We start from the raw sequence: 22,781 nt of genomic DNA, 5'->3' as shown, positions 1-22,781 counted from the left end.
CCGGTAGGTGGGGACGGTCAGCAGGCGCTTCTCCGAGGAGAGCGCGACGCTGTTGTTGGCGACAGTGAACCGGGACAGGTTGAGCTGTTTGAGGGTCTTGTCCGACCAGAGCAGGTAGATCCAGCCGTTGCTGGCGAAGTTGCGGTCGAGGGTCATCCCGAGCAGCCCGTCGGACTGGTCGGTCATCGCCGAGGTGTACGCGAAGTCCAGCAGTGTGGTGACCTGGAGGGTGTCGGAGTTGACCACCTTCAGCGCGCCGGTGCGCTGGATGTAGTAGACCTTCCGGTCCGGGCCGACGGCCAACTCGAAGGGGTCGGCCAGGTTCTCGGTGACCAGCCCCACCCGCTCGAAGTTGCTGGTCCTGGTGGCCGAGCAGTCGCTGGCGACAGCGCCGGCCGCCCACTCGATGCCGTAGCGCAGGTGCTCCAGGAACGTCGCGCTGCTGAACTGGGAGCTGGCGTGCCCGCCGGCGGTGAACCAGGACCGGCCGCCGTCGTAGCGCTGACACCAGGAGTACGCGTGGTCGACGCCCTCGTCCAGCCCGTTGATCCCGTCGCGCACCTTGATCTGCGCGAGGGTGTGCACGTTGCCGGTCGGGTTGGTCCGCCAGTTGTACCACTCCTCGCTCTGCTCCCAGAGCTCCGGCAGGTTGCGGGTGGAGGGGTGCGCCCGGTCGAGCACCTTCACCCGGCCGGGGAAGGTGCCGCCGGTGGAGGAGAAGTCGGGGTGGTAGTCGAAGATCGTGCCGACCAGGCCCTCGTACCAGGACCAGTCACGCTCGCTGGCCGAGGCGGCGTGCAGGCCGGCCCAGCCGCCGCCGTTGCGGATGAACGTCTGCAGCGCGGCCCGCTGGCTGGCGTTGAGCAGGTCGCCCGAGGTCGGGAGCGAGTTGGTGTTGTTGAAGACCAGGGCGTCGAACGTGGCGAGGTTGGCGTCGGTGAACGCGGCGGCGTCGGTGGTGGCGACGACCTCGAAGTTGTGGGCGGCGCCGAGCTGCTGGATCGCGGCGATGCCGGCCGGGATCGAGTCGTGGTAGAAGTTGGTGATCTTGGAGAAGACCAGCACCCGGAAGCGTGGGGCGGCTTCGGCGGGCAGGGCGGTGGTGGTGCTCACCACGGCGGCGATGGTGAGCAGGATGAGGCAGAACGCGCGGAGGTGTCGGGGCATGGGGGCGCTCGCTCCCTGTTGGACGGTGAGGGTCGGAAAGCGCTTTCTTGCTGCCCGCATCACGGTACTGACAGCCAGTGACGACCGTCAATAGCGTACTGGTAAGCGGTTTCCTGCGGTGTCGCCGCCGGGTCGGCGAGGCCCGGACGGGCCCCGCGGTCCCACGCCCAGCACCTACCATGGTCAGATCGTGCGTCGTGCCAGACGGCGACGCAGCCGGGTGACCTGGGGAGGTCTCGTGACGGTGCCATCCACGTCGGAATCACCCGAGGGTCGGGGTGCCGACCGAATCGACACCACTGTGGTGCATCCGGCTCGCCGCTACAACTACTGGCTCGGCGGCAAGGACAACTTCGCTGTCGACCGGGAGTCCGGGGACCAGATCGCGGCCGTCTATCCGGGAGTACGCACCCTCGCCCGGGAGAACCGGGCCTTCCTCGGCCGGGCCGTCCGGTTCCTCGCCCAGGAGGCCGGCATTCGGCAGTTCCTCGACATCGGCACCGGCATCCCGAGCGCCGACAACACCCACGAGGCTGCGCAGTCCGTCGCGCCCGGGTCCCGGGTGGTCTACGTCGACAACGACCCGATGGTGCTGGTCCACGCTCGGGCGCTGTTGACCAGCGACCCTGCCGGTGCCACCGCCTACCTCGACGCCGACCTGCGCGATCCGGAGAAGATCCTCGCCGACCCGCAACTGCACACCACACTGGACCTGTCCCAGCCGGTGGGCCTGGTGCTGATCGCCGTGACGCACTTCCTGACCGACGACGACCGCCCACACGAGCACGTCGCCCGGCTGCTCGACGCGCTGCCGTCAGGCAGTTGGCTAACGCTGACCCACTTCACCACCGACCACATCCCCAACCAGATCGTCGAGCGGATGTACGCCGAGTTCGCCTCCGGCCGGATGAAGCAGGATGCCGTGCCCCGCGACCGTGCCGAGTTCGCCCGCTTCTTCACCGGCCTGGAGCTGGCCGAGCCCGGCATCGTGCCGGTCACCGAGTGGCGCCCGCAGGTGCCGCCGGAGCAGCGGCCAGCCCTGGCCGACGCCTCGATCTACGGCGCGGTCGCCCGCAAACCCTGATCGGGGTGTTTCGTCGTGTGCCGGAGAGGCAACCCCGGGCCCTGGTCGGTGGACCTCGGCCCGGGGCCTGTTTCGGACCTCAGCCCAAACCGATGTAGAGCCGTTCACCGGCGGGTCGGTAACCGACGCGCTCGTATATCCGCCACGAATCCTCGCTGGAGGCCTCCAACCAGGTGATCTCCGTGCCCGTGGTGAACAGCCGCCGGGTGATCTCGGCGGTGATCGCGCCAGCCAGTCCCCGACGGCGGTAGGGCGCGCGAACGGCGATGCCGGCGACCTCGCTCACCGCGTCGGTGGGCGGGGCCGCTCCACCGCCTCCGGCGCAGGTGCCGTCGTCAGTGACGGCCATGACGATCACGCCGCCCGCCTCCTGTTGGCGCCGGAGCCGAGCCACGTCAGCACTGGAGGCCACCGGATCGCCCCCGAAGGCTTCGTTCTGGGCACCGATCAGTGCGGCGCGTTCAGCATCGGTGCCGGGTTCGTGCAGCTTGAGGTGGTCGAGCGTGGGTGGTGTCGTCAATGCGCCCGGCACACAGACCAGGTAGGTGTGCCGCGCTTCCACGATGAAGCCGGCAGCGACCAGGAGTGCCTCCAGACCGGAGGCGCAGCTGATGACGTACTCCAGGCGCGGTTTGCGATCAGCTGCGCGGAAGGCCGCGACCAGGGCGGTGACGTCAGCTGCGGTGATGACAGCACCGGGATGCGGAGTCGCGTAGTTGATGTGGGGACTGGCCGTTGTCGGATCCATCCCGATCACGAATGGCCCCACCTCTACGGGTGCGGGTCGGTTGGACAGATTGGCGACGACGGACTGCTGGATGCGGACATCCATGGTCAACGTGAACCTCGATGCATGGGAGAAGCTGCGATGGGCGAAGGAAGCGTTGGACCGCTCACCGTGGAGAACAGCGCGACGACCATTCGTCGCGTGGTCAACACTCAGGCGGTCGCTCGGCCTACCCGGATCACAGGCGTCATTCCTTCATGCAGAGTGGCCACGCCATTCGCGTGGTGGACCGCAAGGTTGCCGCAGCTGGCTTGAGCTTGTCAACCTCGATTACTGCTCTCACCCAGAGAAGGAGCGCACACGTGCACGTCAGCCTGGCGACGAGCGCCGGTCGGGCCGGTCGGTCGAACGAGGACTTCGTCGGCGCCGTTCCCGGCGCTGTCGTCCTGCTCGACGGTGCCGGCATCCCCGGGGCCGAATCGCTCTGCCTCCACGGGGTCGCCTGGTACACGCAGCGCCTCGGCGGAGCACTGCTCGGCCACCTGTCGCGCGACGACGGGCAGGACCTCACGGCCGTCCTCGCCACCGCCATCGACGAGGTGGCCGCCGAGCACGGCGACACCTGCGACATCGGGGACCCGCGCAGCCCGCAGGCCACCGTCGCGGTGCTGCGCACGTACCGGGGCCGCCTTGACTATCTGCTGCTCGCGGACTCGTTCCTCATCCTCGACCCGGCCCACGGCGGCCCTCAGGTGATCACCGACGACCGTGAGGTCACCGCCCGGCGTGACTGCTCGGCGCCCCTGGACGGCATTGCACCGGGAACCCTGGAGTACGACCGTGTCCGCGACTCCTGCGCGGAGGCGCTGCGGGCCCGCCGGAACCAGGTCGGCGGCTACTGGATCGCCAAGGACGACCCGCGCGCGGCCCGGGAGGCGGTGACCGGCAGCCGGTCCCTCGCCGACCTGAACGGCGCCGCGCTGCTCAGCAACGGTGCCAGCCGTATCGTCAGCCCGTACGGCCTCACCGACTGGCCGGGCGTCCTGGCACTGCTCGCCGCCGACGGTCCATCCGGTGTCATCCGCCGCGTCCGGCAGGCCGAAGCCGACGGCCTCGGTGCCGTTGCCGCTCAGGCCCCGGACGACGCCACGGTGGCACACTGCACGCGCCTGCCGTGATGCCTGGGGTCCGCCGATGTCTCGCGTCCTACGGCTGCGTGGACGGGGGCAACGTCCCCAGCGCCCGCACCGCGGTGGAGGACACCCCGGCCAGTTCGGGCCGCGTGGGCAGAAATACCGTGGGGACGCCCAGCGACTGGTTCATCGCGGCGAGCTGACACTCGGCCTGAAGGTCGGTGGTGTTGCGCACGCCGCGGACGATCACCCCCACGTCGTGGCTTCGGCAGTAGGCGGAGGTCAATCCACTCCAGGCCACAACGGTGACGGAGGTCCACTCCACCGGCAGGATGGCCCGAACAGCGGCCGCTCGCTCCTCCTCGTTGATCGTCGGATGCTTGGTGCCGTTGACCGCGACGAGCACTACCACCTCGTCGAACAGGCCCCGTGCCCGGTTCACCACGTTCGCATGCCCGGGAGTGAAGGGATCAAAGCTGCCGGGGTAGACGGCGCGGACAGGTACGCGGGTGTGTGCCGTCGATGTCACGGCCGCAGGACCCGCTGCGCATCGCGGATGACCTCCTCGGAGGCCAGTGGGGCCCAGGAGGCGAACAGGTCGCGGAAGTAGGGGCCGTGCCGGTCCGCCACCGCAGGATCCTGCTCAATGACGTCCAGTTCGTTGACGATGCTCAGGTCCACGAGCGACCGCAGTTGAGCCGCATCCGGCGTCCGCACCTGATGTACGAAGCGGTCGAACACCTGGCCGGTCTGTGCCAGCTTTCGCCAGCTGCGTTCACGGTCGCAGGCGCCGTACAGGTAGACAAGCTCTTCCGCGTCGGCGCCGACGAGGTCCCGCAGCACCGCGCGATCGGCGCGATCGAGCAGGGCGAGGTCGAACCCGTCGGTGCCGTAGACGGCGTGCGTGAGGCCCGCGACCTGCACGTCGCTGCCGCAGCCGAGCACGGCGAGTCGTTCGCTGACCCGACACAGGTGGTCGTACAGGTTGCCACCGGGATGGGCGATCTGCTCCGCTCCGTGCCGGCGGAGCCAGGCCCGCGCGGCTTCGTCGGTGCTCATGGCCCGACTGTAGGTATCGGCTTGCTGCTTCGGTGGCCTCTGGGCTGGGCGATATGTCACAGCATCCCGGCCAGCACCGGCGGTTCGGTGTCCGCCAGGCCCACACGTGGTTCGGGGCACTATCGTTCTGACGTGCACATCCGATTCGACGTCCCCGCCGATCCCGCCTACCCGGGCCGGGTGGCCGCTGCGCTCGCCAGTGTTCGGCTGCGCAGGTTCAGCTACATCGGTGCGACGCTGGCGGCGGTCGGAGCGATCGGTCTGGCACTGTCGCGGGGGTTCTCGTGGGGCGAGCAGATCTCGCCGCTGTGGGTGACGCTGATCGTGGGTGGCGTGCTGTCGATGCTCTACTGGCCCTGGGTGCGGTTGCGCGCCCGACGCCGTTCCAGTGGCTATGCCGTCGAGGGCGCCTACGACATCACCGATGCCAACATCATGATGCGTAGCGGCTCGGAGTCCGGCGGCATCGCCTGGGACGGGGTCGCCCAGGTCAGGGACACTCCGGACTTCTGGATCGTGTACGTCGGCCGGATGCCGGCCACCGTGATCCCACGCTGGTTGATGTCGGCCGAGGATGCCGAGACGTTGCGAGCCCACATGGCCGAGCGAGGCCTGCTTCACCATCGCTGAACTGCCGTCGGGATCGCCGATGTGTGGCGCGGCGCAGGGTCCGGCGGCGTCAGCCCAGCGGCACCTGCCTGGGTCGATCGCCACTCCCCGCGGCGCCGACACCCTCGGGCGCATTGATCGGACCCGCGATGATCCGGCTGGGCACCACCGGCGCGTCCCGGCCCGTGCCCCGTCGACCGTCGCCGCCGGAGGACTCCTCGTGGTAGTCCTGCTCGACGTTGACCGACCAGACGTCATGGGTACTGCCAGTGGCGATGTTCTCGGCCGTGAGCATCGCGGTCAGCATCGAGTGGTCCTGGTTGTTGTAGCGGTGCATGCCGTTGCGGCCCACCGGGTGCACGTTCGGCACCGCCTCGGCCAGCCAGGCACGGATGACGTCCACGTTGTGCTGGTAGCGCTCGTCGTACACCGGGTAGGCCTTCGGCATGCGCACGACGTAGCCGGCCTCCACCACACCGGGTCGGACCAACCCCAACCGCTCCAGCTCCGCGGTCGCCAACGCCACGAGGTCGGCATCCGGGGTACGCCACATCTCGTCGTCCTCGAACACGAAGTACTCCAGCCCGAGGCAGGTGCGCCCGTCCTTGACGAGGTACGGCGACCAGGAGCCGAAGTTCTGGATCCGGCCCACCCGCACTCCCGGGTCGTGCACGTAGATCCAGTTGTCGGGGAACGAGAACTCCGCCGGCACCACCAGCGCGACCGTCAGGAAGTCGCGGTAACGCAGGTCGGCGGCGCAGGCCAGCACCTCCGGCGGTGCCGGCGGACGCAGCGCGGCCACCAGCTCCGAGATCGGCATCGACGAGATCACGTCGTCGGCCGGTTGGGTACGCTGCCCGCCCGCGCCGTCGACCGTCACGCTGATCGCCCGCCGTCGCTTCGGGTCGCGGTGCACGGCGGTCACCCAGGTGCCGGTCGACAGCTGTCCGCCACGCTTGCGGACCTGCTCGGCGCAGCGTTCCCACATCATCCCCGGCCCGTACTTCGGGTACTGGAACTCCTCGATCAGGCTGGTCACGTCCGTGCGTCGGCGGCTGGGCAGCAGCGCGTTGCGGATCGCCGTGGCCAGCGACAGGTTCTTGATCCGCTGCGCGGCCCAGTCGGCCTGCAACCGGTCGGCCGGCATTCCCCACACCTTCTCGGTGTACGTCTTGAAGAAGATCGAGTACAGCCGCCAGCCGAATCGGGCCGACACCCAGCCCTCGAAGTGCGACTGATCTTTCGGTGGGCGCAGGCGGGCCCGGGCGTACGAGCCGAGGCAGCGGGCCGCCTCGGGCAGCCCCAGGTTGCGCAGGGCGTTCATGGCGCTGAGCGGGTAGTTGAACAGCGCGCCCCGGTAGAAAATCCGGCTCATCCGGGGTCGGGTCAGGAAGTCCTCGTCGGGCAGGATCTCGTGCCAGAACGACTCCACCCGGGGCACCTTCGTGAAGAACCGGTGCCCGCCGATGTCGAACCGCCACCCGTCGCGCTCCACGGTCCGGCTGATCCCGCCGACCACCTCGTCCGCCTCGAACACCTGCACCGGCAGGCCGTGTCTCAGCAGCTCGTACGCCGCAGTGAGCCCTGCCGGCCCCGCACCGATGATCACCGTGCCGTGCTGCTCACTCATGCTGCCGCGCTCCCTGCCCACCGTGATGGTTGAGGCGCGGCGCGTACCCGTTCTGCGCGTAATGTCACCCTTGATGGTGGTTCATTTTCGCTCCGGTGCGGCGTGCGGCGGCGTACAACGAGAAGGGCGACACCCCGCGTCGGCGGCGGGCGGGCCGACGGAGGTGGGGGAGCGGGGGCGGATGCACCGGTGGCGCAGCGGCGCGGCGGCGCTGGCCGCCCGCACGGCCACGGCCGGCCGCGGCGCGGCCCGCCTGGCTCGCCGGGTGCCGGAGCCCTGGGCGTACGTCATCGGTCTGTTCCTCGGCGCGAAGGTGGTGCTGACCCTGCTCGGGCTGCTGGCCCTGCACGCATGGGACGGCATTCCCGGGGCACCACCGCCGGACGAGGCGCTGATGTGGGCGCAACAGCGGGAGATCTCCGGGCACCGGTGGATCTCCTTCTGGTTCGCCTGGGACGCTCTGCTCTACCTGCGGCTGAGCGAGCTGCCGCTGACCGGGGCGTGGCGGGACTTCGGGTTCCCGCTGCTGTACCCGTTCCTGGCCCGGCCCCTTGGCGCGGTGCTCGGCGGCGACAACGCGCTGGCCCTGCTGGTGATCAGCAACGTGGCGTTCCTGCTGGCGCTCTGGTACGGCTACCGGCTGGCCGAACTCCTGCTCGGCGACGCGGCCGCGGCCCGCCGGTTCACCCGGTACCTGGTGCTGCTGCCGACCGCCTTCCTGTTCCAGGCGGCGCTGACCGAGTCGCTGTTCGTCTGTCTCGCGCTGGCCGCGTTCTACTACGCCGAGCGGCGCCGCTGGTTGCTGGTCGGCGTGCTCGGCTACTTCCTGGCGATGAGCCGCTCCGTCGGGCTGCTCGTGGCGCTGCCGCTGGCCCTGGTGCTGCTCCGCCAGCACGACTGGCGGCTCGGGCCGCGCGCCCTGCTCGGCTATCTGCGGATCGGCTGGCCGTTGCTGCTGCTGCCCGCCGGGTGGTTCACCTTCATGGCGTACTGCCGGTGGCGCGGCGGGGACTGGTTCGCCTACCAGCACGCCCAGGAGACCGGCTGGGGAATCAGGGTGCAGAACCCGGTGCCGGTGCTGCTGCACGGGCTAGCCGGGGAACCACGCGACGCCGCGCGGCTGTGGTTCGCGGTGGCCGTGTTGGCGGTGCTGGTCGCCGGGTTCCGCCGCCGGGAGCTGCCCTACCTGGTGTACGGCGTACTCATGGTGCTGGTGCCCCTGTCGATGGGCCCGGCGGTGTACAAGAGTCTGCTGCGCTACCTGCTCGCCGCCTTCCCGGTGGCGCTGGTGCTGGCGCGCTGGGCCCGCCGCGCGAGCGTCGACGTGTGGCTGACCGCGACGCTCGCCGTCGTGCAGGGCGCCCTGTTCGTGCTCTGGCTCAGCTACTGGACCCACATGATCATCTGATTGGGGTGGCCGTCTGCCGGGCAGGATGAGCGGATGACCGAGCCACGGGTGCGACTCGACGACCTGGGTGCCTGGCTGATCAAGGGCAACGCCGACCTGGTCGACCTCACCGCCCGGTTCGCCGCCGAGCCACTGGTGACGAGCTGGTGCGTACGCCCCGGCTATCGGGCGCGGCTCATGCGCGCCGGGCAGCCGGTGGTCTTCTGGGCCAGCGGCAGCCGTGCCCGACTGCCGTACGGGGTGTGGGGTGTCGGACGGGTCACCGGGGCGCCCGAGCCAGGCGCTGGCGGCCAGCCCTGGTCGGTGCCACTGGACCTGCCCATCCTCGCCGCCGGCGACCGGGTGCCCCGCACGGTGTTGCGCGCCGATGACCGACTCGCCGACCTGGAGGTGTTCCGTCAACCGCAGGCCGCCAACCCCTCCTACCTGACAGTGGCCCAGTTCGCCGCCCTGCGTACCCATCTGCCGGAGTGAGCGGCCCCGGCCCGCAGCCGGCCTGCGGCCCTGTGCGAGTCTGCTACCCGTCGTTGCCAGCGCACCTTCGGGGAGGCCCGGTGTTCGCCCTGCCGCTGACCGAGGAGGTCGAGCTGCGCCCGCTGGACCCTTGGCTTGCCGAGGAGTTCCTCGCCAACCTCGACCGGGCCCGGGAGCACATCCAGCCCTGGGTGTCGCCGACCTTCGTGGCCACCGACCTGGCGTCGGCCCGTGCGGTGTTGCAGCGGTACGCCGACCGGTGGGCCAGCGACAGTGGCGGCATCTGGGGGATGTGGCGGCGCGGCACGCTGGTCGGCGGGGTCATGCTCGTGTCGTTCGACGTGACCCGGGGTGTCTGCGAGGTCGGCTGCTGGGTGGAGCCGGCAGCCGAGGGAAAGGGCATGGTGGCGCCGGCGGTCCGCCGGATCGTCGACTGGGCGGTGCGCGAGCGCGGCATCCAGCGGGTGGAGTGGCGGACCAACGCCGACAACACCCGCAGCAAGGCACTCGCCCGTCGACTCGGCCTGCGCCTGGACGGCACGCTGCGCCAGGTCATCCCCGGCCCGCAGGGGCGAATCGACCTCGAAGTCTGGTCGGTGCTGGCCGACGAGTGGCTGGCCGGAGCGAGCGGATCGCCGACCACCGTCCACTGACGACGCAAATCTGTCGTACCCGGGCGACACCATGCATCCATGGCCGTCCCCGCGCTCACCCCTCATCCCGACCCGCCGCGTTCCGTGCCGCTGCGTGAGGCGCGCACCCGGTTCAGCCAGCTCGTCGCGCTGGCCGAGCTGACCGACGCGGTCACCGTCGTCACCCGCGACGGCGATCCCCGCCCGGTCGCCGCGATCGTCCCCGCCTCGGCCGCCCGCAGCGCCGCGCAGGCCCGCGCCGACGCCGACCGGCTCGCCGCGGTCACCGCCGGCTGGGCCCGGCGCCTCGACGAGCAGCACCGACGCAGCAGCCAGCGGCACGCCGCCGAGCTGAGTGCGGTCCGCGTGGCGCTGGCCGAGGTGTGGGCCGAGCTGGATCGCCGGGTCGTCCCCGGCAGCGACCCGGCGCTGGCCCGGCTGCGCGCCGCACACCACGACCTGCTCGCCGACTGACCGCCTCCGCTCCGCCCGGTTGACGGCGGGCAGTTCGGCGTCTCCAGGCATCCGGACCCGGAGCACGGTCAGCGTGTCCGGGTCTCCCAGAGCGGCCGTCGGGGCTCGTCGTTGTGCACGATGATGTCGGCGTGATCGGTCGGACGGACGGTGGCGAAATAGAGCTGCTGGGCGGGGATGTAACGCTCCCGCCAGCGCCGCTCGACGTCGACCTGTGACGACACCCGACGCTCCCGGATCACGGCACGTTCCACTGTCGATTCGAGCGCGGTCGACACGAAGACGCGCAGGTCCCACCGGTCGATCAGTTCCGGGCGCATGAGAAAGACGCCGTCGAAGAGCAGCACGGCGTCGGCTGCGGCAGTCGTGACCGGCGGGGCCAGCACAGTGTCCGTGGCGTGGTCGTAGACCGCGGGTTGGAAGCGTCGATCTCCGTTCGGCCCGAGCGGATCCAGCAGAACCCGGTTCAGCGCGCCGTGATCGTGCGTGTCGAAGTAGCAGCCTTCGGCCGAATACTCGCCACGCGGATAGCGCTGTGCCCGGGGAAAGAGGAAGTCGTCGATCGTCGCCCGGATGACGTCGCGACCCTGTGCTCGCAGGACGACGGCCAGTTCGTCGGCGAGGGTGGTCTTGCCGGCCGCGGGCGGTCCGTCGACGGCCACCCGCGTCGGGTGTGCGACCGTCACGGACCCGACGGCCTCGGCCAGCCGGCCGAGCACCTCCTCGCGCGTGCCCTGCTCCATCACAGCGCTCCTCCGTCGACCGCACCGGCAGCTGCGCGACCGGGCCGGCGGCGCGATCGCCCTCGACCTGGATCACCGCTTGACGTCGTAGACCAGCTTGAGGATGCCGTTCGGGTAGCTCTCCGATTCCCGCAGCGTCAGCATGTGCTTGTCCCGGTCGGCCCGGCCGAACAGGCTCTTGCCGGCACCGAGCAGCACGGGGAAGACGAGCAGGTTGTACTGGTCGATCAGGCCCGCGTCGGACAGCCGCCGAGCCAGCTCGGCGCTCCCGTGGATGAAGATCGCGCCGCCTTCGCCCTCCTTGAGCGCGGCGACGTCCTCCGTCGAGCGCAGGATCGTGGTCGGCCCCCAACCGTCGACGATGGCGTCGTCGGACAGCGAGGTCGACACCACGTACTTGGGCAGGTCCTTGTAGTCGGCGTGGTCCTCGGAGCCGGGCCAGACCGCCGCGAACGCCTCGTAGCTGCGACGGCCGAACATCAACGCCGTCGTGTCCGCGAGCTCCTCGCCCTTCAGCGACCAGGCTTCCGGGACGAACTCGAGGTCCTTGAACACCCACCCACCGCTGCGGTGCTCCTCTGACGGCCCGCCGCCGGGCGAGTCCACGACGCCGTCGAGCGACATGAAACCGGTGTAGACCAGGTTGCGCATTGTGCTGTCTCCTCATGCTCGGGTGAGCTGCCGGGTCCAGGCTAGATGGCGACCGCGGTGGCCGTCCTGGACGAAACGACAGCGGGCCCACCACCGTCGCGGCTGGCTCCTCGTCCGTGTCCTCATGAGCTGGGCGGGCTGGTGGCCCGGCAGTCAGCCGGTGGCCGGGTAGGCGTGCGTCTCGGCCGCCTTGACCGCCACCCAGACCCGCTGACCGGGAATCAGTCGCAGCTGGGCGGCGGCGGCCGGCGTGACGTCGGCGGCCACCCCGATCGGCCCGTCCAGCTGCACCCGGAGGTTGTCGCCGTGCCGCTGGACGCCGGCCACCGTCCCCGCCCAGGTGTTGCGTGGGCTGCCCTCCGGTCGGGACGGGTGCAGGGCCACCGCCGCCGGACGGAACGCCACGAAGGCCTCGCCGTCCAACCGGTCGGCGACGGTGAGGGTCAGGTCCGGTGCGACGCGTACCCCGTGCCCTTCGGCCCTGCCCCGGTACAGGTTGAGCCCGACCAGCCGGGCGACGTAGTCGGTGCGCGGGCGGGCGGTGACGCTCGGCCCGTCACCCTCCTGCACCACGCGACCACCCTCGACGATGACCAGTCGGTCGGCCAGCGCGAGGGCGTCCAGCGGGTCGTGGGTGACCAGCACCGTCGCGCCCGGGTGCGCGGACAGGTGGCGGTGCAGCTCCGCGCGGGTGTCCAGTCGGGTGCGGGCGTCCAACGCGGCGAGTGGCTCGTCCAGCAGCAGCAGCGACGGCGCGACGGCCAGCGCGCGAGCCAACGCCACCCGCTGCGCCTGACCACCGGAGAGCTGCCGGGGGCGGCGGTGCGCCTGGGCGTCCAGCCCCACCCGGTCGAGCCAGTGCCGGGCCGTGGCGCGAGCGGTCTTCCGGTCGACGCCGTGCCGGCGAGGCCCGAAGGCCACGTTGTCCAGTGCGCTGAGATGCGGAAACAGCAGGTAGTCCTGGAAGACCACACCGATCGGCCGGCGCTCGGTGGGCACCCAGCCGCGCGTCGCCGGGCGGTCCAGGTCGATGGCGCCGAGGGTGACGTGACCGGCGGTGAGCGGATGCAGCCCCGCCAGCGCGCGCAGCGCGGTGGTCTTGCCGGCGCCGTTCGGGCCGAGCACCGCGACCACCTCGCCGGGCGCGACCCGCAGCGGCACGTCGAGCCGGAAGGCGCCCCGGTCGACGACGAGCCGGGCGTCCAGCAGTGCACCGCTCATGCGCTGCTCATCCACCGGTCGCGCAACGCCACCAGGATGCCCACCGACACGACGAGCAGCACCAGACTGAGCACGATCGCGGACTCCAGGTCGGTCTCCAACGCCAGGTAGACGGCCAGCGGCATGGTCTGCGTACGCCCGGGATAGTTGCCCGCGAAGGTGATGGTGGCGCCGAACTCGCCGAGGGCCCGGGCCCAGCAGAGCACCGCGCCGGCGGCCAACCCGGGCGCCACCAGGGGCAGCGTGACATGGGTGAAGGTGGTCCATCGGCTCGCGCCCAGCGTCGCGGCGGCCTCCTCGAAGCGGTGGTCGGCGGCGCGCAGCGCACCCTCCACGGCGATGACCAGGAACGGCATGGCCACGAACGACTCGGCCAACACGACACCCGCGGTGGTGAACGGCAGGGTGATGCCGAACGTGGCGTCGAGCCAGCCGCCGAGCAGCCCACGCCGACCGAAGACCAGCAACAGCGCCACCCCACCGACCACCGGCGGCAGCACCAGCGGCACGGTGACCAGCGCGCGGACCAGTCGACGGCCGGGGAACTCGACCCGGGCCAGCACCCAGGCGAGGGGCACCCCGAGCAGCAGGCAGAGCACGGTGGCCAGGGTCGCGGTCTGCACCGACAGCCGCAGAGCGGTCAGCGCGCCCGGCTCGGTGAGCCGCTGCGGCAGCGTGGTCCACGGCGCCCGGATCACCAGCCCAGCCAACGGCAGGACGAGGAAGAGCAGCCCCAACCCGGCGGGGATCAGCAGCGCGATCGGCACCCGCCCCCGCCGTCGGGGCGCTGCGTGCTCAAGGAGCTGGCTCATGGCGCCTGGAAACCGGCCTCGGCGAGGACCGCCTGCGCCGGCGCCGAGCGGATGTACGTGACGAAGGCCCTCGCGCCGGCCGGATTCGGCGCGTCCTTCAGCGCGACGATCGGGTAGTCGTTGACCGCCCGCGCCGACTCGGGAAACTCCACCCCGGTCACGTCGGCGCTCGCCGCTCGCGCGTCGGTGCGGTAGACCAGGGCCGCGTCGACCTCACCGAGCTTCACCTTGGCGAGCGCACCCTTGACGTCCTGCTCCAGGGTGACCGGCGTCAGCGCGACGCCGGCCGTGTCCAGGGCGGTGCGGGCCGCCGCGCCACAGGGCACCTGGTCGGCGCAGAGCGCCACCTTCACGCCGGGCCTGCTCAGGTCGGCCAGCCCGGTCACGCCTCCCGGGTTGCCCCGGGGCACCGCGATGACCAACTGGTTGCGGGCGAAGGTGGTCGGTGTGCCGTCGGCGTTGCCCGCCTCGGTGACCGTGGCCATGTTCGCCCGGGCAGCGGAGGCGAACACGTCCGCCGGCGCGCCCTGGTTGATCTGGTTGGCCAGGGCCGAGCTGCCCGCGACATTCAGGGTCACGGTGCTGCCGGGGTTGACGGCCTCGAAGTCCTTGCCGATCCGGCGGAACGACTCGGTCAGCGAGGCGGCCGCGAACACCGTCACCGCGCCGGTGCCCCGGCCGTCCGCGGCGCCGCCGGAGGCTCGGTCGTCGCCCGCGCCGCAGCCGGCGACGGTCAACGCCATGACCACGGCCATCGCCGTACGCGTCGCCCGCGCGCTCATCCGCCCGACCTTCCCCTGCTCGGGGCGGGTGCGGCCCGCTCCACCACGACCGTGGTCGACTTGATCACCGCGACGGCCATCGAGCCGACCCGCAGATCGAGCTCGTCGACCGCCTCCCGGCTCATCAGCGACACGACGCGGAACGGGCCGGCCTGGATGTCGACCTGGGCCATCACCGTGTCCTTGCGGACGTCGACGACGATGCCGCGCAGCCGGTTGCGGGCCGAGGAGAACTCGGCGCCCGCGTCCGGGTCGGCGGCCTGGGCGCGGGCGAACGCGGCCAGGTCGACACCGTCGATCACCCGGTGGCCGTGCTCGTCGCGCCCGGCCGTCAGCCGCCCGGCATCGACCCAGCGGCGAATGGTGTCGCTGCTGACGCCGAGCAGGTCGGCCGCCTCACCGATCCGGAACATCGTCACCGGCTCACCCTAGCTGCCGCATCTGCGAGCACGAAAGGCCGGACTGTGCTGTTTCTGCGTACTCCTGTGGGCTTGTCCGGCCGTAGGTGCGCGACCGGGTGTTGCGTGGTTCCGTCGTTGGGAGGCGGAGCGGCTCAGGCGACCTGGTTGTCGTACGTCGCGCGGTTGGCGAGCACGTCGTCCATGTGCGTCTCGGCCCAGCCCTTCAGGCCGCGTATCACCTCGTGCAGGGAGACACCGAGGTCGGTCAGCTCGTAGGTGACGGTGACGGGCACGGTCGGCACCACGGTGCGGGTGACCAGACCGTCGCGTTCCAGGGAGCGCAGCGTCTGGGTCAGCATCTTCTGACTGACCCCGGCCAGGAGGCGCGACAGCTCCGAGTACCGCATCGGCCGCGGTTCGCCGGCACAGTCGGCGCCGAACTGGTGCGAACCGTCGCTGCGGAGCGCGGCCAGAACCAACGTGACCCACTTGTCCGCGATGCGGTCGAGCAGCTTGCGGCTCGGACACTGCGCCAGGAAGGCGTCATATTCCGCCTTGGCCTGAACCCTCTTCCGCGCCGCCGTCGTCGTTGTCATCGGACCGCTCCTCCCGCCGTTGGGGGCGTTACGCACCTTCAGGTGCCTACTTCCCATCATGAAGTTACACCCCGATAGTGGAGCAGGTAGACGATGCACCAGCACCGCTCAGTGCGACACGAAAGCCAGAGGTACGAACATGGTCTCCACCTCCCTTCCCGGCGGCACCTGGACGCTGGGAGACCTGCCGGTCACCCGGTTCGGCTACGGCGCCATGCAGCTGGCCGGCCCGTGGGTCATGGGACCGCCGGCCGACCGCGGCGGCGCACTCGCCGTCCTTCGCGCGGCCGTCGAGTTGGGCATCACCCACATCGACACCTCCGAGGCCTACGGGCCGCATGTCACCAACCAGCTGATCCGGGAAGCGCTGCACCCGTACCCCGATTCGCTGAACATCGTGACCAAGGTCGGCGCGAACCGCGACCAGCAGGGCGGCTGGCCACCGGCCCGTGACCCGGAGAGCCTGCGCCGGTCCGTGCACGAGAACCTCGAGACACTCGGCCTCGACGTGCTCGACCTTGTCAACCTCCGGCTCGGCGATGCCGCGGGCCCGCAGCCCGGTTCGGTCGCCGAGGCGTTCGAGACACTCGTCGGCCTTCAGCAGCAGGGCCTGATCCGGCACCTCGGAGTGAGCAACGCGACGCCGGAACAGGTCGCCGAGGCGCAGGCCATCGCGCCGATCGTGTGCGTGCAGAACATGTACAACCTCGCGCACCGCCAGGACGACGAGCTGATCGACGCGCTCGCCGAGCAGGGCATCGCCTATGTGCCGTTCTTTCCTCTCGGCGGCTTCAGCCCCCTGCAGTCCTCGGTGCTCTCGACCGTGGCGGCTCGGCTGGAGGCGGCACCGATGTCGGTCGCCCTGGCCTGGCTGCTGCGGCGTTCGCCGAACATCCTGCTGATCCCGGGCACCTCGTCCACGACACACCTGCGCGAGAACATCGCGGGCGCCGCACTGCCCCTCTCCGACGACGACCTCGCCGAGTTGGACAAGATCGGCCGCTAGCGAGAAGGGTGGACGTCAGGGCCGGCGGGGATGGCCCTTGAGGTGCCGGCCCAGCTCGCGGGCGATCTCGCGGTTGGCGTCGCGCTCGGCCAGCGTCTGCCGCTTGTCGTAGGAGCGCTTGCCCTTGGCCAGGGCCAGCTCGACCTTGGCGTAGCCGTTCTCGAAGTACATCGACAGCGGGACCATGGTCACCCCACCCTCGCGGACCTTGTCCAGGATCCGGTCGATCTCGGCCCGGTGCAGCAGCAGCTTGCGATTGCGGCGAGGAGCGTGGTTGGTCCAGGTGCCGTAGGTGTACTCGGCGATGTGCAGGCCGTACAGCACGATCTCACCGTCGCGTTCGTGCGCGAACGCGTCCACCAGCGAAGCCCGCCCCTCGCGCAGCGACTTCACCTCGGTCCCGACCAGCACGATCCCCGCCTCGTACGTCCGCAGCACTGTGTACTCGTGCCGGGCCTTCTTGTTCGAGGCGATCAACCGGCGTTCGGGCTGCTTGGAGGGGCTCACCCCGCGACGATATCCGGCCGCTGCCTCAGCCGGGCCGGCCGGCTCCGCCGGTCGCCTGCCGCCCCGGAAGCAGTCGCCCGGTCAGCTCCCGCACCGACTCGGCGAACTCATCCTGCGACTCACACGGCCAGTGCCCCAGGATCGGTGGGGGAACGCTGTCGCTGGGCGCCGGCACCACATCCTCCGGGTCGACCAACCGGCGATCCACCATCGCCGCCGGCCCGGTCAGCGTCTCCGCCTCCCCGGGCCGGTGGGAGGCGAAGATCCACCCGCCGATCGGGTCGGTGTCGCGCCACAGGTTGATCCAGCGCCAGCCGACCCGCTCGCCGATCTCCCGCAGCGCCGGCTCGTCGGCGTACGCCGGGAACAGCCGCGAGTACAACCGACCCAGTGGCGACCCGTAGGTCAGCAGGGCGACCCGGTCGGTGATCCGGGTGGGCAGTTGCAGCACGGTGGCGGCGAGCAGCACCGAGCCGTGGCTGTGCCCGGCCAGCAGCACGCCGTGACCCTGTTCCACCAGGTAGGAGATCCGCTTGGCCAACTCCGGCACGGCCCGCTCGGCATAGCAGGGCGGTGCGAACGGGTGTGCCGCCCGGGGCCAGAACGTGCCCAGGTCCCAGAGCACACCCACGTAGCGACGGAACCCGGCCGTGCGGTAGGCGAAGAGGCCGCCGATCACCAGGCCGAGCAGGATCGCGGCGATCGCGTAGCTGCCCGACCCGATCAGGAAGTTGACCATGCCCTCGGGCACCCCGACGTAGCGCTGAGCCAGCTCGCCCGGCATGAGCTGGAACAGGCCGAGAACGCTGGTGGACAGGCCGAGGGCCGCCAGCCCGGCGTACACCACGGAGAGCGGTTCCAGCCGCTCGGTGAACCGGGCCCGGGCTATCGCCCGCTCGACCCGACGCAGCCGGTCCGCCGCCGACGCGGGCGCGTGCGGAAAGTCGGCGGCCACGATCGCCTGGGCGGCCCGCCGCCGCCCGCGCCGGGTCAGCCTGGTGACCAGAGCCGCCACCAGCAGGGCGGTCACCACCGCCATGAAAAACCCGAAAATCGCCCACTTGTACGGCAGGGGAGGGCTGGTCTCCAGGCCGTCCGCGGTCGTCCCTTCGCGATCAAGCAGGTCCGCCACCCGGTAGACCAGCTCGGCGGAGAACGCCACGGCGAGTCCGGCCGCGATCGTGACGAAGACCGGCGCACCCAACGAACGCAGCGGCGCCCCGCGCTGCCCGCCACCCCGCCGCCAGATCACCAGCGCGGCGAGGGCGGTCATCAGCATCATCTGGCTGACGAACAGCCAGGCCACCATCGCGCCGTAACCCGGCAGCGCGCGGCCCTGCGGCCACGGGGCCGGACTGATGACGACGTGCACGATAACCAACATCGTCACACCGCAGGCGATCGTGCGCAGCCCGCGGAAGAAGGCGTCCACCCGGGGCGCCGGGTCGGTCCGGTCGATGCTCGGCACCACGGTGAGCAGGACCAGGCAGGTCAGCAGCACCGCCCCGGTGGCCGCCAGCAGGATCACCATCACCCACGAGCGGTGCTGGCTGGCACGGGCGGCCAGCAGGCTGCCGTCGAGGGTGGCGAACGCCGCCGCGACGTGGACCGAGCGCAGCCGACCCACCAGTGGCTCACCGTCCCACTGGCCGACCGCACTCAACTGGTGCTTCGAGGTCGGGGTCGACGGGGTCCGGAACGCGTCGAACGAGTGGCCCGGGCGGGCGCCGAGCCACCAGACCAACCCGATGGCGGCGACCGGCACCAACGCCAGCACTCCCAGGCGCAGCCCGGTCGGGCGTCCGCCGAGCCAGGACAGCCAGCTCCGCCCGGCCAGGCACGACGGGGTGTCCATGCAGCGCCAGGCGACCAGGTCCAACGCCACCCCGACGATGGAGAGCACGTAGAGCATGGTGAGGGTGAGGGCGAGCACCCGGCACAGCGCCATGAAGCCGAGCTTCGAAGCGGTGTTCGCCGGGCGCATCCAGAGCGCCACGTTGCAGAGCATGAACGGCAACAGGAACACCAACGACAGCGTCCGCACGGCCGTGCCGGACGGCAGGTCGCTCCAGCGGTACGCCTCCAGCGTCACCCCGTCCGTCCCCGTCGAGTCCGGATAACCGGGGCGCGGTCGGTAGAACCCTCCGCTGCGGTCCCCGGCGACCTGGTGCACGTACGGCCGGTCCAGCACCTGGTCCGCCCCCGCGCCGGAGACGCCGTGCACCCGCAGCTCCACGATCGCGCCCGACATCGTCGGTCCGGTCGGTGTCGCGTCCGCCATGGGCCCCCCGAGGTGTGCACGGCAACCGGGCGGGTCGCCGGTGTTCGGGCGCCCGTGCGGCTCACCGGCTTACCCGGTCCCGGGCCGGTCAACCGTGCGGTGGAGCTCACGCATTGGTGCGGTCGACCCGTGCCAGGTGGTTTCATGGCGCCATGGCGAACCCGGTGATCCTGACCGTCGACGACGACCCCGTGGTGTCCCGGGCGGTGGCCCGGGACGTCCGGCGCCGCTACGGCGACCGCTACCGGGTGCTGCGGGCCTCCTCCGGGCCGGAGGCGCTGGACGCGCTGCGAGAGGTCAAACTGCGCGGCGAACAGGTGGCGCTGCTGCTGGCCGACCACCGGATGCCGGAGATGACCGGGGTGGAGTTCCTCGAGGCGGCCATGGACATCTTCCCGGCCGCCCGCCGGGTGCTGCTCACCGCGTACGCGGACACCGACGCCGCGATCGAGGCCATCAACGTGGTCGACCTGGACCACTACCTGCTCAAGCCGTGGCATCCGCCGGAGGAGAAGCTGTACCCGGTGGTGGACGGGCTGTTGGAGGCGTGGGCGGTCACCCCGGACGCGGCCAGCGCCGAGATCCGGGTCGTCGGGCACCGCTGGTCGGCGCCGTCGTTCAAGGTCCGCGACTTCCTCGCCCGCAACCTGGTGCCGTACCGCTGGCTGCTGTCGGACGACCCGGAGGGCGTCCGGCTGCTCGACGCGGCCGGTGCCACCGAGGCGGACGTACCGCTGGTGGTGACCCCCGAGGGCAAGGCGCTGATCGCCCCCAACGAGACCGAGCTGGCCGCGCTGGCCGGGTTGACAGTGGTGCCGGCGTGCGACTTCTACGACCTGGTGGTGATCGGCGGTGGTCCGGCCGGCCTCGGCTCGGCGGTGTACGGCGCGTCGGAGGGGCTGCGGACCGTGCTCGTCGAGCGGCGGGCCACCGGTGGTCAGGCCGGGCAGAGCAGCCGGATCGAGAACTACCTGGGCTTCCCGGACGGCGTCTCCGGCGCGCAGTTGACCGACCGGGCCCGGCGGCAGGCGGTGAAGTTCGGCGCCGAGCTGCTCAGTGCCCGGGAGGTCGTCGGTCTCAGTGAGGCTGGGGGAGCCCGGCTGCTGCGCTTCGGCGACGGCACCGAGATCGCGGCGCACACCGTGGTGCTGGCCACCGGCGTGTCGTACCGGGTGCTCGACGCCCCCGGGCTGGCCGACTTCACCGGCCGGGGGGTGTTCTACGGTGCCGCCGCCACCGAGGCGCCGAGCTGCGTCGAGCAGGAGGTCTACATCGTCGGCGGGGCCAACTCCGCCGGGCAGGCGGCGGTGCACTTCTCCCGGTACGCGTCGAAGGTGCACCTGCTGATCCGCGGCGCGGACCTGACCGCCTCGATGTCGCGTTACCTGATCGACCAGTTGGAACGGATCGACCGGATCTTCGTGCACCCGCACACCGCCGTGGTCGGTGGGTCCGGGCAGGACCACCTGGAACGGCTCACCCTCTGCGACACGCGGACCGGGGAGTCCCGTTCGGTCGACACGTCCTGGCTGTTCATCTTCATCGGAGCGGAGCCGCGCACCGACTGGCTGGACGGGGTGCTGGTCCGCGACCCGCGCGGCTTCATCGTCACCGGCCCGGATCTGCTCGCCGGCGGACGACGGCCGGCGGGCTGGTCGTTGTCGCGCGACCCGTACCACCTGGAGACCAGCGTGCCGGGGGTGTTCGCCGCTGGTGACGTGCGCGCCGAGTCGGTCAAGCGGGTCGCCTCGGCCGTCGGCGAGGGTGCGATGGCCGTCTCGCTCGTGCACCGCTACCTGGAGGCCCAATGACCATGGAGTCTGATCGGCTGACACCCGCGCAGCTGCGTACCCTGTTCCTGTTCGAGGCCCTGGACGACGGCCAGCTCGACTGGTTGGCCGAGCGCGGCCGGGTCGAGCAGCGTGCCGGGGGCACCCTCGTGTACGCCGAGGGCGAGCCCGCGACCTGCTTCTTCGTGTTGGTGCGCGGTGCGGTGGCGCTGAGTCGGCAGGTGCGTGGTGACGACGTCGAGGTCAGCCGCACCGACCAGCGCGGCGTGTACGGCGGAGCTGTCCAGGCGTACCTCGGTGACCAGGTCGACCAGGTCTACCGCAACAGCCTGCGGGCGGTGACCGACGCGGACTTTTTCGTGTTGCCGGCGGAGGATTTCGCGCACGCCCTGCGGTCCTGGTTCCCGATGCCGATGCACCTGTTGGAGGGGTTGTTCTTCGGTATGCGGGACTCCCAGACGATCGTCGGTGAACGGGAGCGGCTGCTGGCCCTCGGTTCGCTCTCGGCGGGTCTGACCCACGAGCTGAACAACCCGGCCGCGGCGGCGGTGCGGGCCACCTCGGTGCTGCGCGACCGGGTCGCCGGGATGCGGCACAAGCTCGCCATGATCGCCGACGGCCGGCTCGACGGCAGGGCCCTGCACGGTCTCGTCGCGTTGCAGGAGGAGGCTGTCGCCCGGGTCGCCACCGCGCCGAAGTTGACCCCGATGGCCACGGCCGACGCCGAGGACACCCTGACCGACTGGCTGGAGGAGCACGGCGTCGGCGGCGCCTGGGACCTGGCGCCGATCCTGGTCGGGGGCGGGCTCGACACGGCCTGGCTGACGGAGGTGAAGGCTGCGGTCGGATCCGCCGATCTGGAGGCGGCGGTGCGGTGGCTCACCTACACAGTGGACACCGAGCTGCTGATGCGCGAGATCGGTGACGCGGTCACCCGGATCTCCGGCCTGGTGGGCGCCGCCAAGCAGTACTCGCAGCTGGACCGCGCGCCGCACCGGGTGGTGGACGTGCACGACCTGCTCGACGCCACGCTGGTGATGTTCAAGGGCAAGATCCCCGCCGAGGTCAAGCTGGTCCGCGAGTACGACCGCAGCATCCCGCCCATCCCGGCGTACGCGGCCGAGCTGAACCAGGTGTGGACCAACCTGATCGACAACGCGTTGGGCGCGATGGGGGAGAAGGGGGTGCTGACCGTCCACACCGGACGTGTCGGTGACTCGCTGGCGGTGGAGGTCACCGACACCGGCCCGGGTATCCCGCCCGAGGTGCGTCCGCGCATCTTCGAGCCGTTCTTCACCACCAAGCCGGTCGGCGCGGGCACGGGCCTGGGGCTGGACATCTCGTACCGGATCGTGGTGCACAAGCACCACGGCGACATTCGGGTGGAGACCGAGCCCGGACGAACCACGTTCCGGGTCCTGCTGCCGATCACCGAGGTGCCGGGCGACGCGCAGGCTACCTAGAGGCGCGTCGGGGAACTGGTCATGGCCGACGCCAGCAACCAACCATCAAGCGACCCGCCGAACGGCGTACGGGGTGAAGACCAGACGTCAGCGGCAGCCGCCCACGGTCGGCCGCTCCGCAATCCCCCGAC

At 71.1% G+C, this 22,781-nt stretch carries 23 protein-coding genes and 1 pseudogene; 10 read left to right on the top strand and 14 right to left on the bottom strand.

Annotated features, from left to right (window positions below):
• Window positions 1-1,167 (bottom strand): annotated as a pseudogene (locus tag AC3CF1_RS04950) (ThuA domain-containing protein); the annotation flags it as partial.
• A gap of 238 nt (window positions 1,168-1,405) precedes the next feature.
• Here AC3CF1_RS04950 and AC3CF1_RS04945 point away from each other — a divergent pair.
• On the top strand, window positions 1,406-2,251 hold the full coding sequence (locus AC3CF1_RS04945) for an SAM-dependent methyltransferase (RefSeq protein ID WP_354983759.1): 846 nt from the start codon (window positions 1,406-1,408) through the stop codon (window positions 2,249-2,251).
• 79 nt (window positions 2,252-2,330) lie between these two features.
• Here the strand turns inward: AC3CF1_RS04945 and AC3CF1_RS04940 are convergent, their stop codons facing one another.
• Window positions 2,331-3,083, bottom strand: coding sequence for a GNAT family N-acetyltransferase (locus AC3CF1_RS04940; protein WP_354983758.1), 753 nt, complete (start codon window positions 3,081-3,083; stop codon window positions 2,331-2,333).
• Window positions 3,084-3,340: 257 nt separating this feature from the next.
• Between AC3CF1_RS04940 and AC3CF1_RS04935 the strand changes: the two genes are divergently transcribed.
• The gene (locus tag AC3CF1_RS04935; RefSeq protein ID WP_488449662.1) at window positions 3,341-4,156 is read left to right on the top strand and encodes a hypothetical protein; all 816 of its coding nucleotides are present in this window, start codon (window positions 3,341-3,343) and stop codon (window positions 4,154-4,156) included.
• Window positions 4,157-4,184: 28 nt separating this feature from the next.
• Here the strand turns inward: AC3CF1_RS04935 and AC3CF1_RS04930 are convergent, their stop codons facing one another.
• Together AC3CF1_RS04930 and AC3CF1_RS04925 are read right to left on the bottom strand one after the other, a co-directional pair.
• The gene (locus AC3CF1_RS04930) at window positions 4,185-4,553 is read right to left on the bottom strand and encodes a pantetheine-phosphate adenylyltransferase (RefSeq protein WP_488449661.1); all 369 of its coding nucleotides are present in this window, start codon (window positions 4,551-4,553) and stop codon (window positions 4,185-4,187) included.
• A gap of 83 nt (window positions 4,554-4,636) precedes the next feature.
• Complete coding sequence (locus tag AC3CF1_RS04925; RefSeq protein WP_488449660.1) at window positions 4,637-5,170, bottom strand: DUF6817 domain-containing protein; 534 nt, start codon at window positions 5,168-5,170, stop codon at window positions 4,637-4,639.
• A gap of 132 nt (window positions 5,171-5,302) precedes the next feature.
• On the opposite strand from AC3CF1_RS04925, the gene AC3CF1_RS04920 reads away from it, so the two are divergent.
• Window positions 5,303-5,800 carry a YcxB family protein gene (locus tag AC3CF1_RS04920; protein WP_328374307.1) on the top strand — a complete coding sequence of 166 codons (498 nt, stop codon included), beginning with the start codon at window positions 5,303-5,305 and terminating at the stop codon, window positions 5,798-5,800.
• Between the two features lie 49 nt (window positions 5,801-5,849).
• On the opposite strand, the gene AC3CF1_RS04915 is transcribed toward AC3CF1_RS04920, so the two are convergent.
• A complete protein-coding gene (locus tag AC3CF1_RS04915) occupies window positions 5,850-7,409 on the bottom strand; it encodes an NAD(P)/FAD-dependent oxidoreductase (RefSeq protein ID WP_488449659.1) in 1,560 nt (519 codons plus the stop codon).
• Window positions 7,410-7,590: 181 nt separating this feature from the next.
• Here AC3CF1_RS04915 and AC3CF1_RS04910 point away from each other — a divergent pair, with 181 nt between their 5' ends.
• From AC3CF1_RS04910 to AC3CF1_RS04895, 4 genes are all read left to right on the top strand, one after another.
• A complete protein-coding gene (locus AC3CF1_RS04910; RefSeq protein WP_488449658.1) occupies window positions 7,591-8,817 on the top strand; it encodes a hypothetical protein in 1,227 nt (408 codons plus the stop codon).
• Between the two features lie 33 nt (window positions 8,818-8,850).
• On the top strand, window positions 8,851-9,291 hold the full coding sequence (locus AC3CF1_RS04905) for an EVE domain-containing protein (protein ID WP_330466906.1): 441 nt from the start codon (window positions 8,851-8,853) through the stop codon (window positions 9,289-9,291).
• 80 nt (window positions 9,292-9,371) lie between these two features.
• Window positions 9,372-9,944 carry a GNAT family N-acetyltransferase gene (locus tag AC3CF1_RS04900; protein WP_488449657.1) on the top strand — a complete coding sequence of 191 codons (573 nt, stop codon included), beginning with the start codon at window positions 9,372-9,374 and terminating at the stop codon, window positions 9,942-9,944.
• A 39-nt stretch (window positions 9,945-9,983) separates the two neighbouring features.
• Window positions 9,984-10,397 carry a type II toxin-antitoxin system Phd/YefM family antitoxin gene (locus AC3CF1_RS04895; RefSeq protein ID WP_354983749.1) on the top strand — a complete coding sequence of 138 codons (414 nt, stop codon included), beginning with the start codon at window positions 9,984-9,986 and terminating at the stop codon, window positions 10,395-10,397.
• Between the two features lie 68 nt (window positions 10,398-10,465).
• Here AC3CF1_RS04895 and AC3CF1_RS04890 read toward each other — a convergent pair whose 3' ends face one another.
• The 7 genes from AC3CF1_RS04890 to AC3CF1_RS04860 all read right to left on the bottom strand — a co-directional run bounded on the left by AC3CF1_RS04890 (window position 10,466) and on the right by AC3CF1_RS04860 (window position 15,603).
• Window positions 10,466-11,140, bottom strand: a complete 675-nt coding sequence (locus tag AC3CF1_RS04890) for a cytidylate kinase family protein (protein ID WP_488449656.1) — start codon at window positions 11,138-11,140, stop codon at window positions 10,466-10,468.
• A gap of 72 nt (window positions 11,141-11,212) precedes the next feature.
• Window positions 11,213-11,791 carry a dihydrofolate reductase family protein gene (locus tag AC3CF1_RS04885; protein ID WP_488449655.1) on the bottom strand — a complete coding sequence of 193 codons (579 nt, stop codon included), beginning with the start codon at window positions 11,789-11,791 and terminating at the stop codon, window positions 11,213-11,215.
• Between the two features lie 153 nt (window positions 11,792-11,944).
• Window positions 11,945-13,012 carry an ABC transporter ATP-binding protein gene (locus AC3CF1_RS04880; RefSeq protein ID WP_488449654.1) on the bottom strand — a complete coding sequence of 356 codons (1,068 nt, stop codon included), beginning with the start codon at window positions 13,010-13,012 and terminating at the stop codon, window positions 11,945-11,947.
• Window positions 13,009-13,824: an ABC transporter permease gene (locus AC3CF1_RS04875; protein ID WP_099854125.1), complete on the bottom strand. Its 816-nt coding sequence runs from the start codon at window positions 13,822-13,824 to the stop codon at window positions 13,009-13,011. The genes AC3CF1_RS04880 and AC3CF1_RS04875 overlap by 4 nt, the downstream gene beginning before the upstream one ends.
• The gene (gene modA, locus AC3CF1_RS04870) at window positions 13,821-14,606 is read right to left on the bottom strand and encodes a molybdate ABC transporter substrate-binding protein (protein WP_488449653.1); all 786 of its coding nucleotides are present in this window, start codon (window positions 14,604-14,606) and stop codon (window positions 13,821-13,823) included. Before modA ends, AC3CF1_RS04875 begins: the two co-directional genes overlap by 4 nt.
• The gene (locus tag AC3CF1_RS04865) at window positions 14,603-15,025 is read right to left on the bottom strand and encodes a TOBE domain-containing protein (RefSeq protein ID WP_088948486.1); all 423 of its coding nucleotides are present in this window, start codon (window positions 15,023-15,025) and stop codon (window positions 14,603-14,605) included. Before AC3CF1_RS04865 ends, modA begins: the two co-directional genes overlap by 4 nt.
• A gap of 134 nt (window positions 15,026-15,159) precedes the next feature.
• A complete protein-coding gene (locus AC3CF1_RS04860) occupies window positions 15,160-15,603 on the bottom strand; it encodes a winged helix-turn-helix transcriptional regulator (protein ID WP_354983743.1) in 444 nt (147 codons plus the stop codon).
• 139 nt (window positions 15,604-15,742) lie between these two features.
• On the opposite strand from AC3CF1_RS04860, the gene AC3CF1_RS04855 reads away from it, so the two are divergent.
• The gene (locus tag AC3CF1_RS04855; RefSeq protein ID WP_488449652.1) at window positions 15,743-16,609 is read left to right on the top strand and encodes an aldo/keto reductase family oxidoreductase; all 867 of its coding nucleotides are present in this window, start codon (window positions 15,743-15,745) and stop codon (window positions 16,607-16,609) included.
• A 15-nt stretch (window positions 16,610-16,624) separates the two neighbouring features.
• Here AC3CF1_RS04855 and smpB read toward each other — a convergent pair whose 3' ends face one another.
• Both smpB and AC3CF1_RS04845 read right to left on the bottom strand, forming a co-directional pair.
• Window positions 16,625-17,116, bottom strand: a complete 492-nt coding sequence (gene smpB, locus AC3CF1_RS04850; RefSeq protein WP_088948483.1) for an SsrA-binding protein SmpB — start codon at window positions 17,114-17,116, stop codon at window positions 16,625-16,627.
• 25 nt (window positions 17,117-17,141) lie between these two features.
• The gene (locus tag AC3CF1_RS04845) at window positions 17,142-19,367 is read right to left on the bottom strand and encodes a hypothetical protein (RefSeq protein ID WP_355162588.1); all 2,226 of its coding nucleotides are present in this window, start codon (window positions 19,365-19,367) and stop codon (window positions 17,142-17,144) included.
• A gap of 182 nt (window positions 19,368-19,549) precedes the next feature.
• Here AC3CF1_RS04845 and AC3CF1_RS04840 point away from each other — a divergent pair, with 182 nt between their 5' ends.
• Both AC3CF1_RS04840 and AC3CF1_RS04835 read left to right on the top strand, forming a co-directional pair.
• Window positions 19,550-21,208 (top strand): NAD(P)/FAD-dependent oxidoreductase, encoded by a 1,659-nt coding sequence (locus AC3CF1_RS04840; RefSeq protein WP_328374330.1) that lies wholly within the window; start codon window positions 19,550-19,552, stop codon window positions 21,206-21,208.
• Window positions 21,205-22,650, top strand: coding sequence for an ATP-binding protein (locus AC3CF1_RS04835; RefSeq protein ID WP_488449651.1), 1,446 nt, complete (start codon window positions 21,205-21,207; stop codon window positions 22,648-22,650). The genes AC3CF1_RS04840 and AC3CF1_RS04835 overlap by 4 nt, the downstream gene beginning before the upstream one ends.
• Window positions 22,651-22,781 lie beyond the last annotated feature (131 nt).

It is taken from the genome of Micromonospora sp. MGP-C2, from assembly GCF_057766525.1.
The sequence above is the reverse complement of the archived record's forward strand: the minus strand, read 5'-3'. Positions and strand labels throughout refer to the sequence as shown.

Bases quoted from the DNA above. Each gene is read 5' to 3' on its own strand.
- AC3CF1_RS04940 (WP_354983758.1), bottom strand. From the start codon at position 3,083: ATGGATGTCCGCATCCAGCAGTCCGTCGTCGCCAATCTGTCCAACCGA.
- AC3CF1_RS04925 (WP_488449660.1), bottom strand. From the start codon at position 5,170: ATGAGCACCGACGAAGCCGCGCGGGCCTGGCTCCGCCGGCACGGAGCG.
- AC3CF1_RS04915 (WP_488449659.1), bottom strand. From the start codon at position 7,409: ATGAGTGAGCAGCACGGCACGGTGATCATCGGTGCGGGGCCGGCAGGG.
- AC3CF1_RS04910 (WP_488449658.1), top strand. From the start codon at position 7,591: ATGCACCGGTGGCGCAGCGGCGCGGCGGCGCTGGCCGCCCGCACGGCC.
- AC3CF1_RS04905 (WP_330466906.1), top strand. From the start codon at position 8,851: ATGACCGAGCCACGGGTGCGACTCGACGACCTGGGTGCCTGGCTGATC.
- AC3CF1_RS04895 (WP_354983749.1), top strand. From the start codon at position 9,984: ATGGCCGTCCCCGCGCTCACCCCTCATCCCGACCCGCCGCGTTCCGTG.
- AC3CF1_RS04890 (WP_488449656.1), bottom strand. From the start codon at position 11,140: ATGGAGCAGGGCACGCGCGAGGAGGTGCTCGGCCGGCTGGCCGAGGCC.
- AC3CF1_RS04885 (WP_488449655.1), bottom strand. From the start codon at position 11,791: ATGCGCAACCTGGTCTACACCGGTTTCATGTCGCTCGACGGCGTCGTG.
- AC3CF1_RS04880 (WP_488449654.1), bottom strand. From the start codon at position 13,012: ATGAGCGGTGCACTGCTGGACGCCCGGCTCGTCGTCGACCGGGGCGCC.
- AC3CF1_RS04875 (WP_099854125.1), bottom strand. From the start codon at position 13,824: ATGAGCCAGCTCCTTGAGCACGCAGCGCCCCGACGGCGGGGGCGGGTG.
- modA (WP_488449653.1), bottom strand. From the start codon at position 14,606: ATGAGCGCGCGGGCGACGCGTACGGCGATGGCCGTGGTCATGGCGTTG.
- AC3CF1_RS04860 (WP_354983743.1), bottom strand. From the start codon at position 15,603: ATGACAACGACGACGGCGGCGCGGAAGAGGGTTCAGGCCAAGGCGGAA.
- AC3CF1_RS04855 (WP_488449652.1), top strand. From the start codon at position 15,743: ATGGTCTCCACCTCCCTTCCCGGCGGCACCTGGACGCTGGGAGACCTG.
- AC3CF1_RS04845 (WP_355162588.1), bottom strand. From the start codon at position 19,367: ATGTCGGGCGCGATCGTGGAGCTGCGGGTGCACGGCGTCTCCGGCGCG.
- AC3CF1_RS04840 (WP_328374330.1), top strand. From the start codon at position 19,550: ATGGCGAACCCGGTGATCCTGACCGTCGACGACGACCCCGTGGTGTCC.
- AC3CF1_RS04835 (WP_488449651.1), top strand. From the start codon at position 21,205: ATGACCATGGAGTCTGATCGGCTGACACCCGCGCAGCTGCGTACCCTG.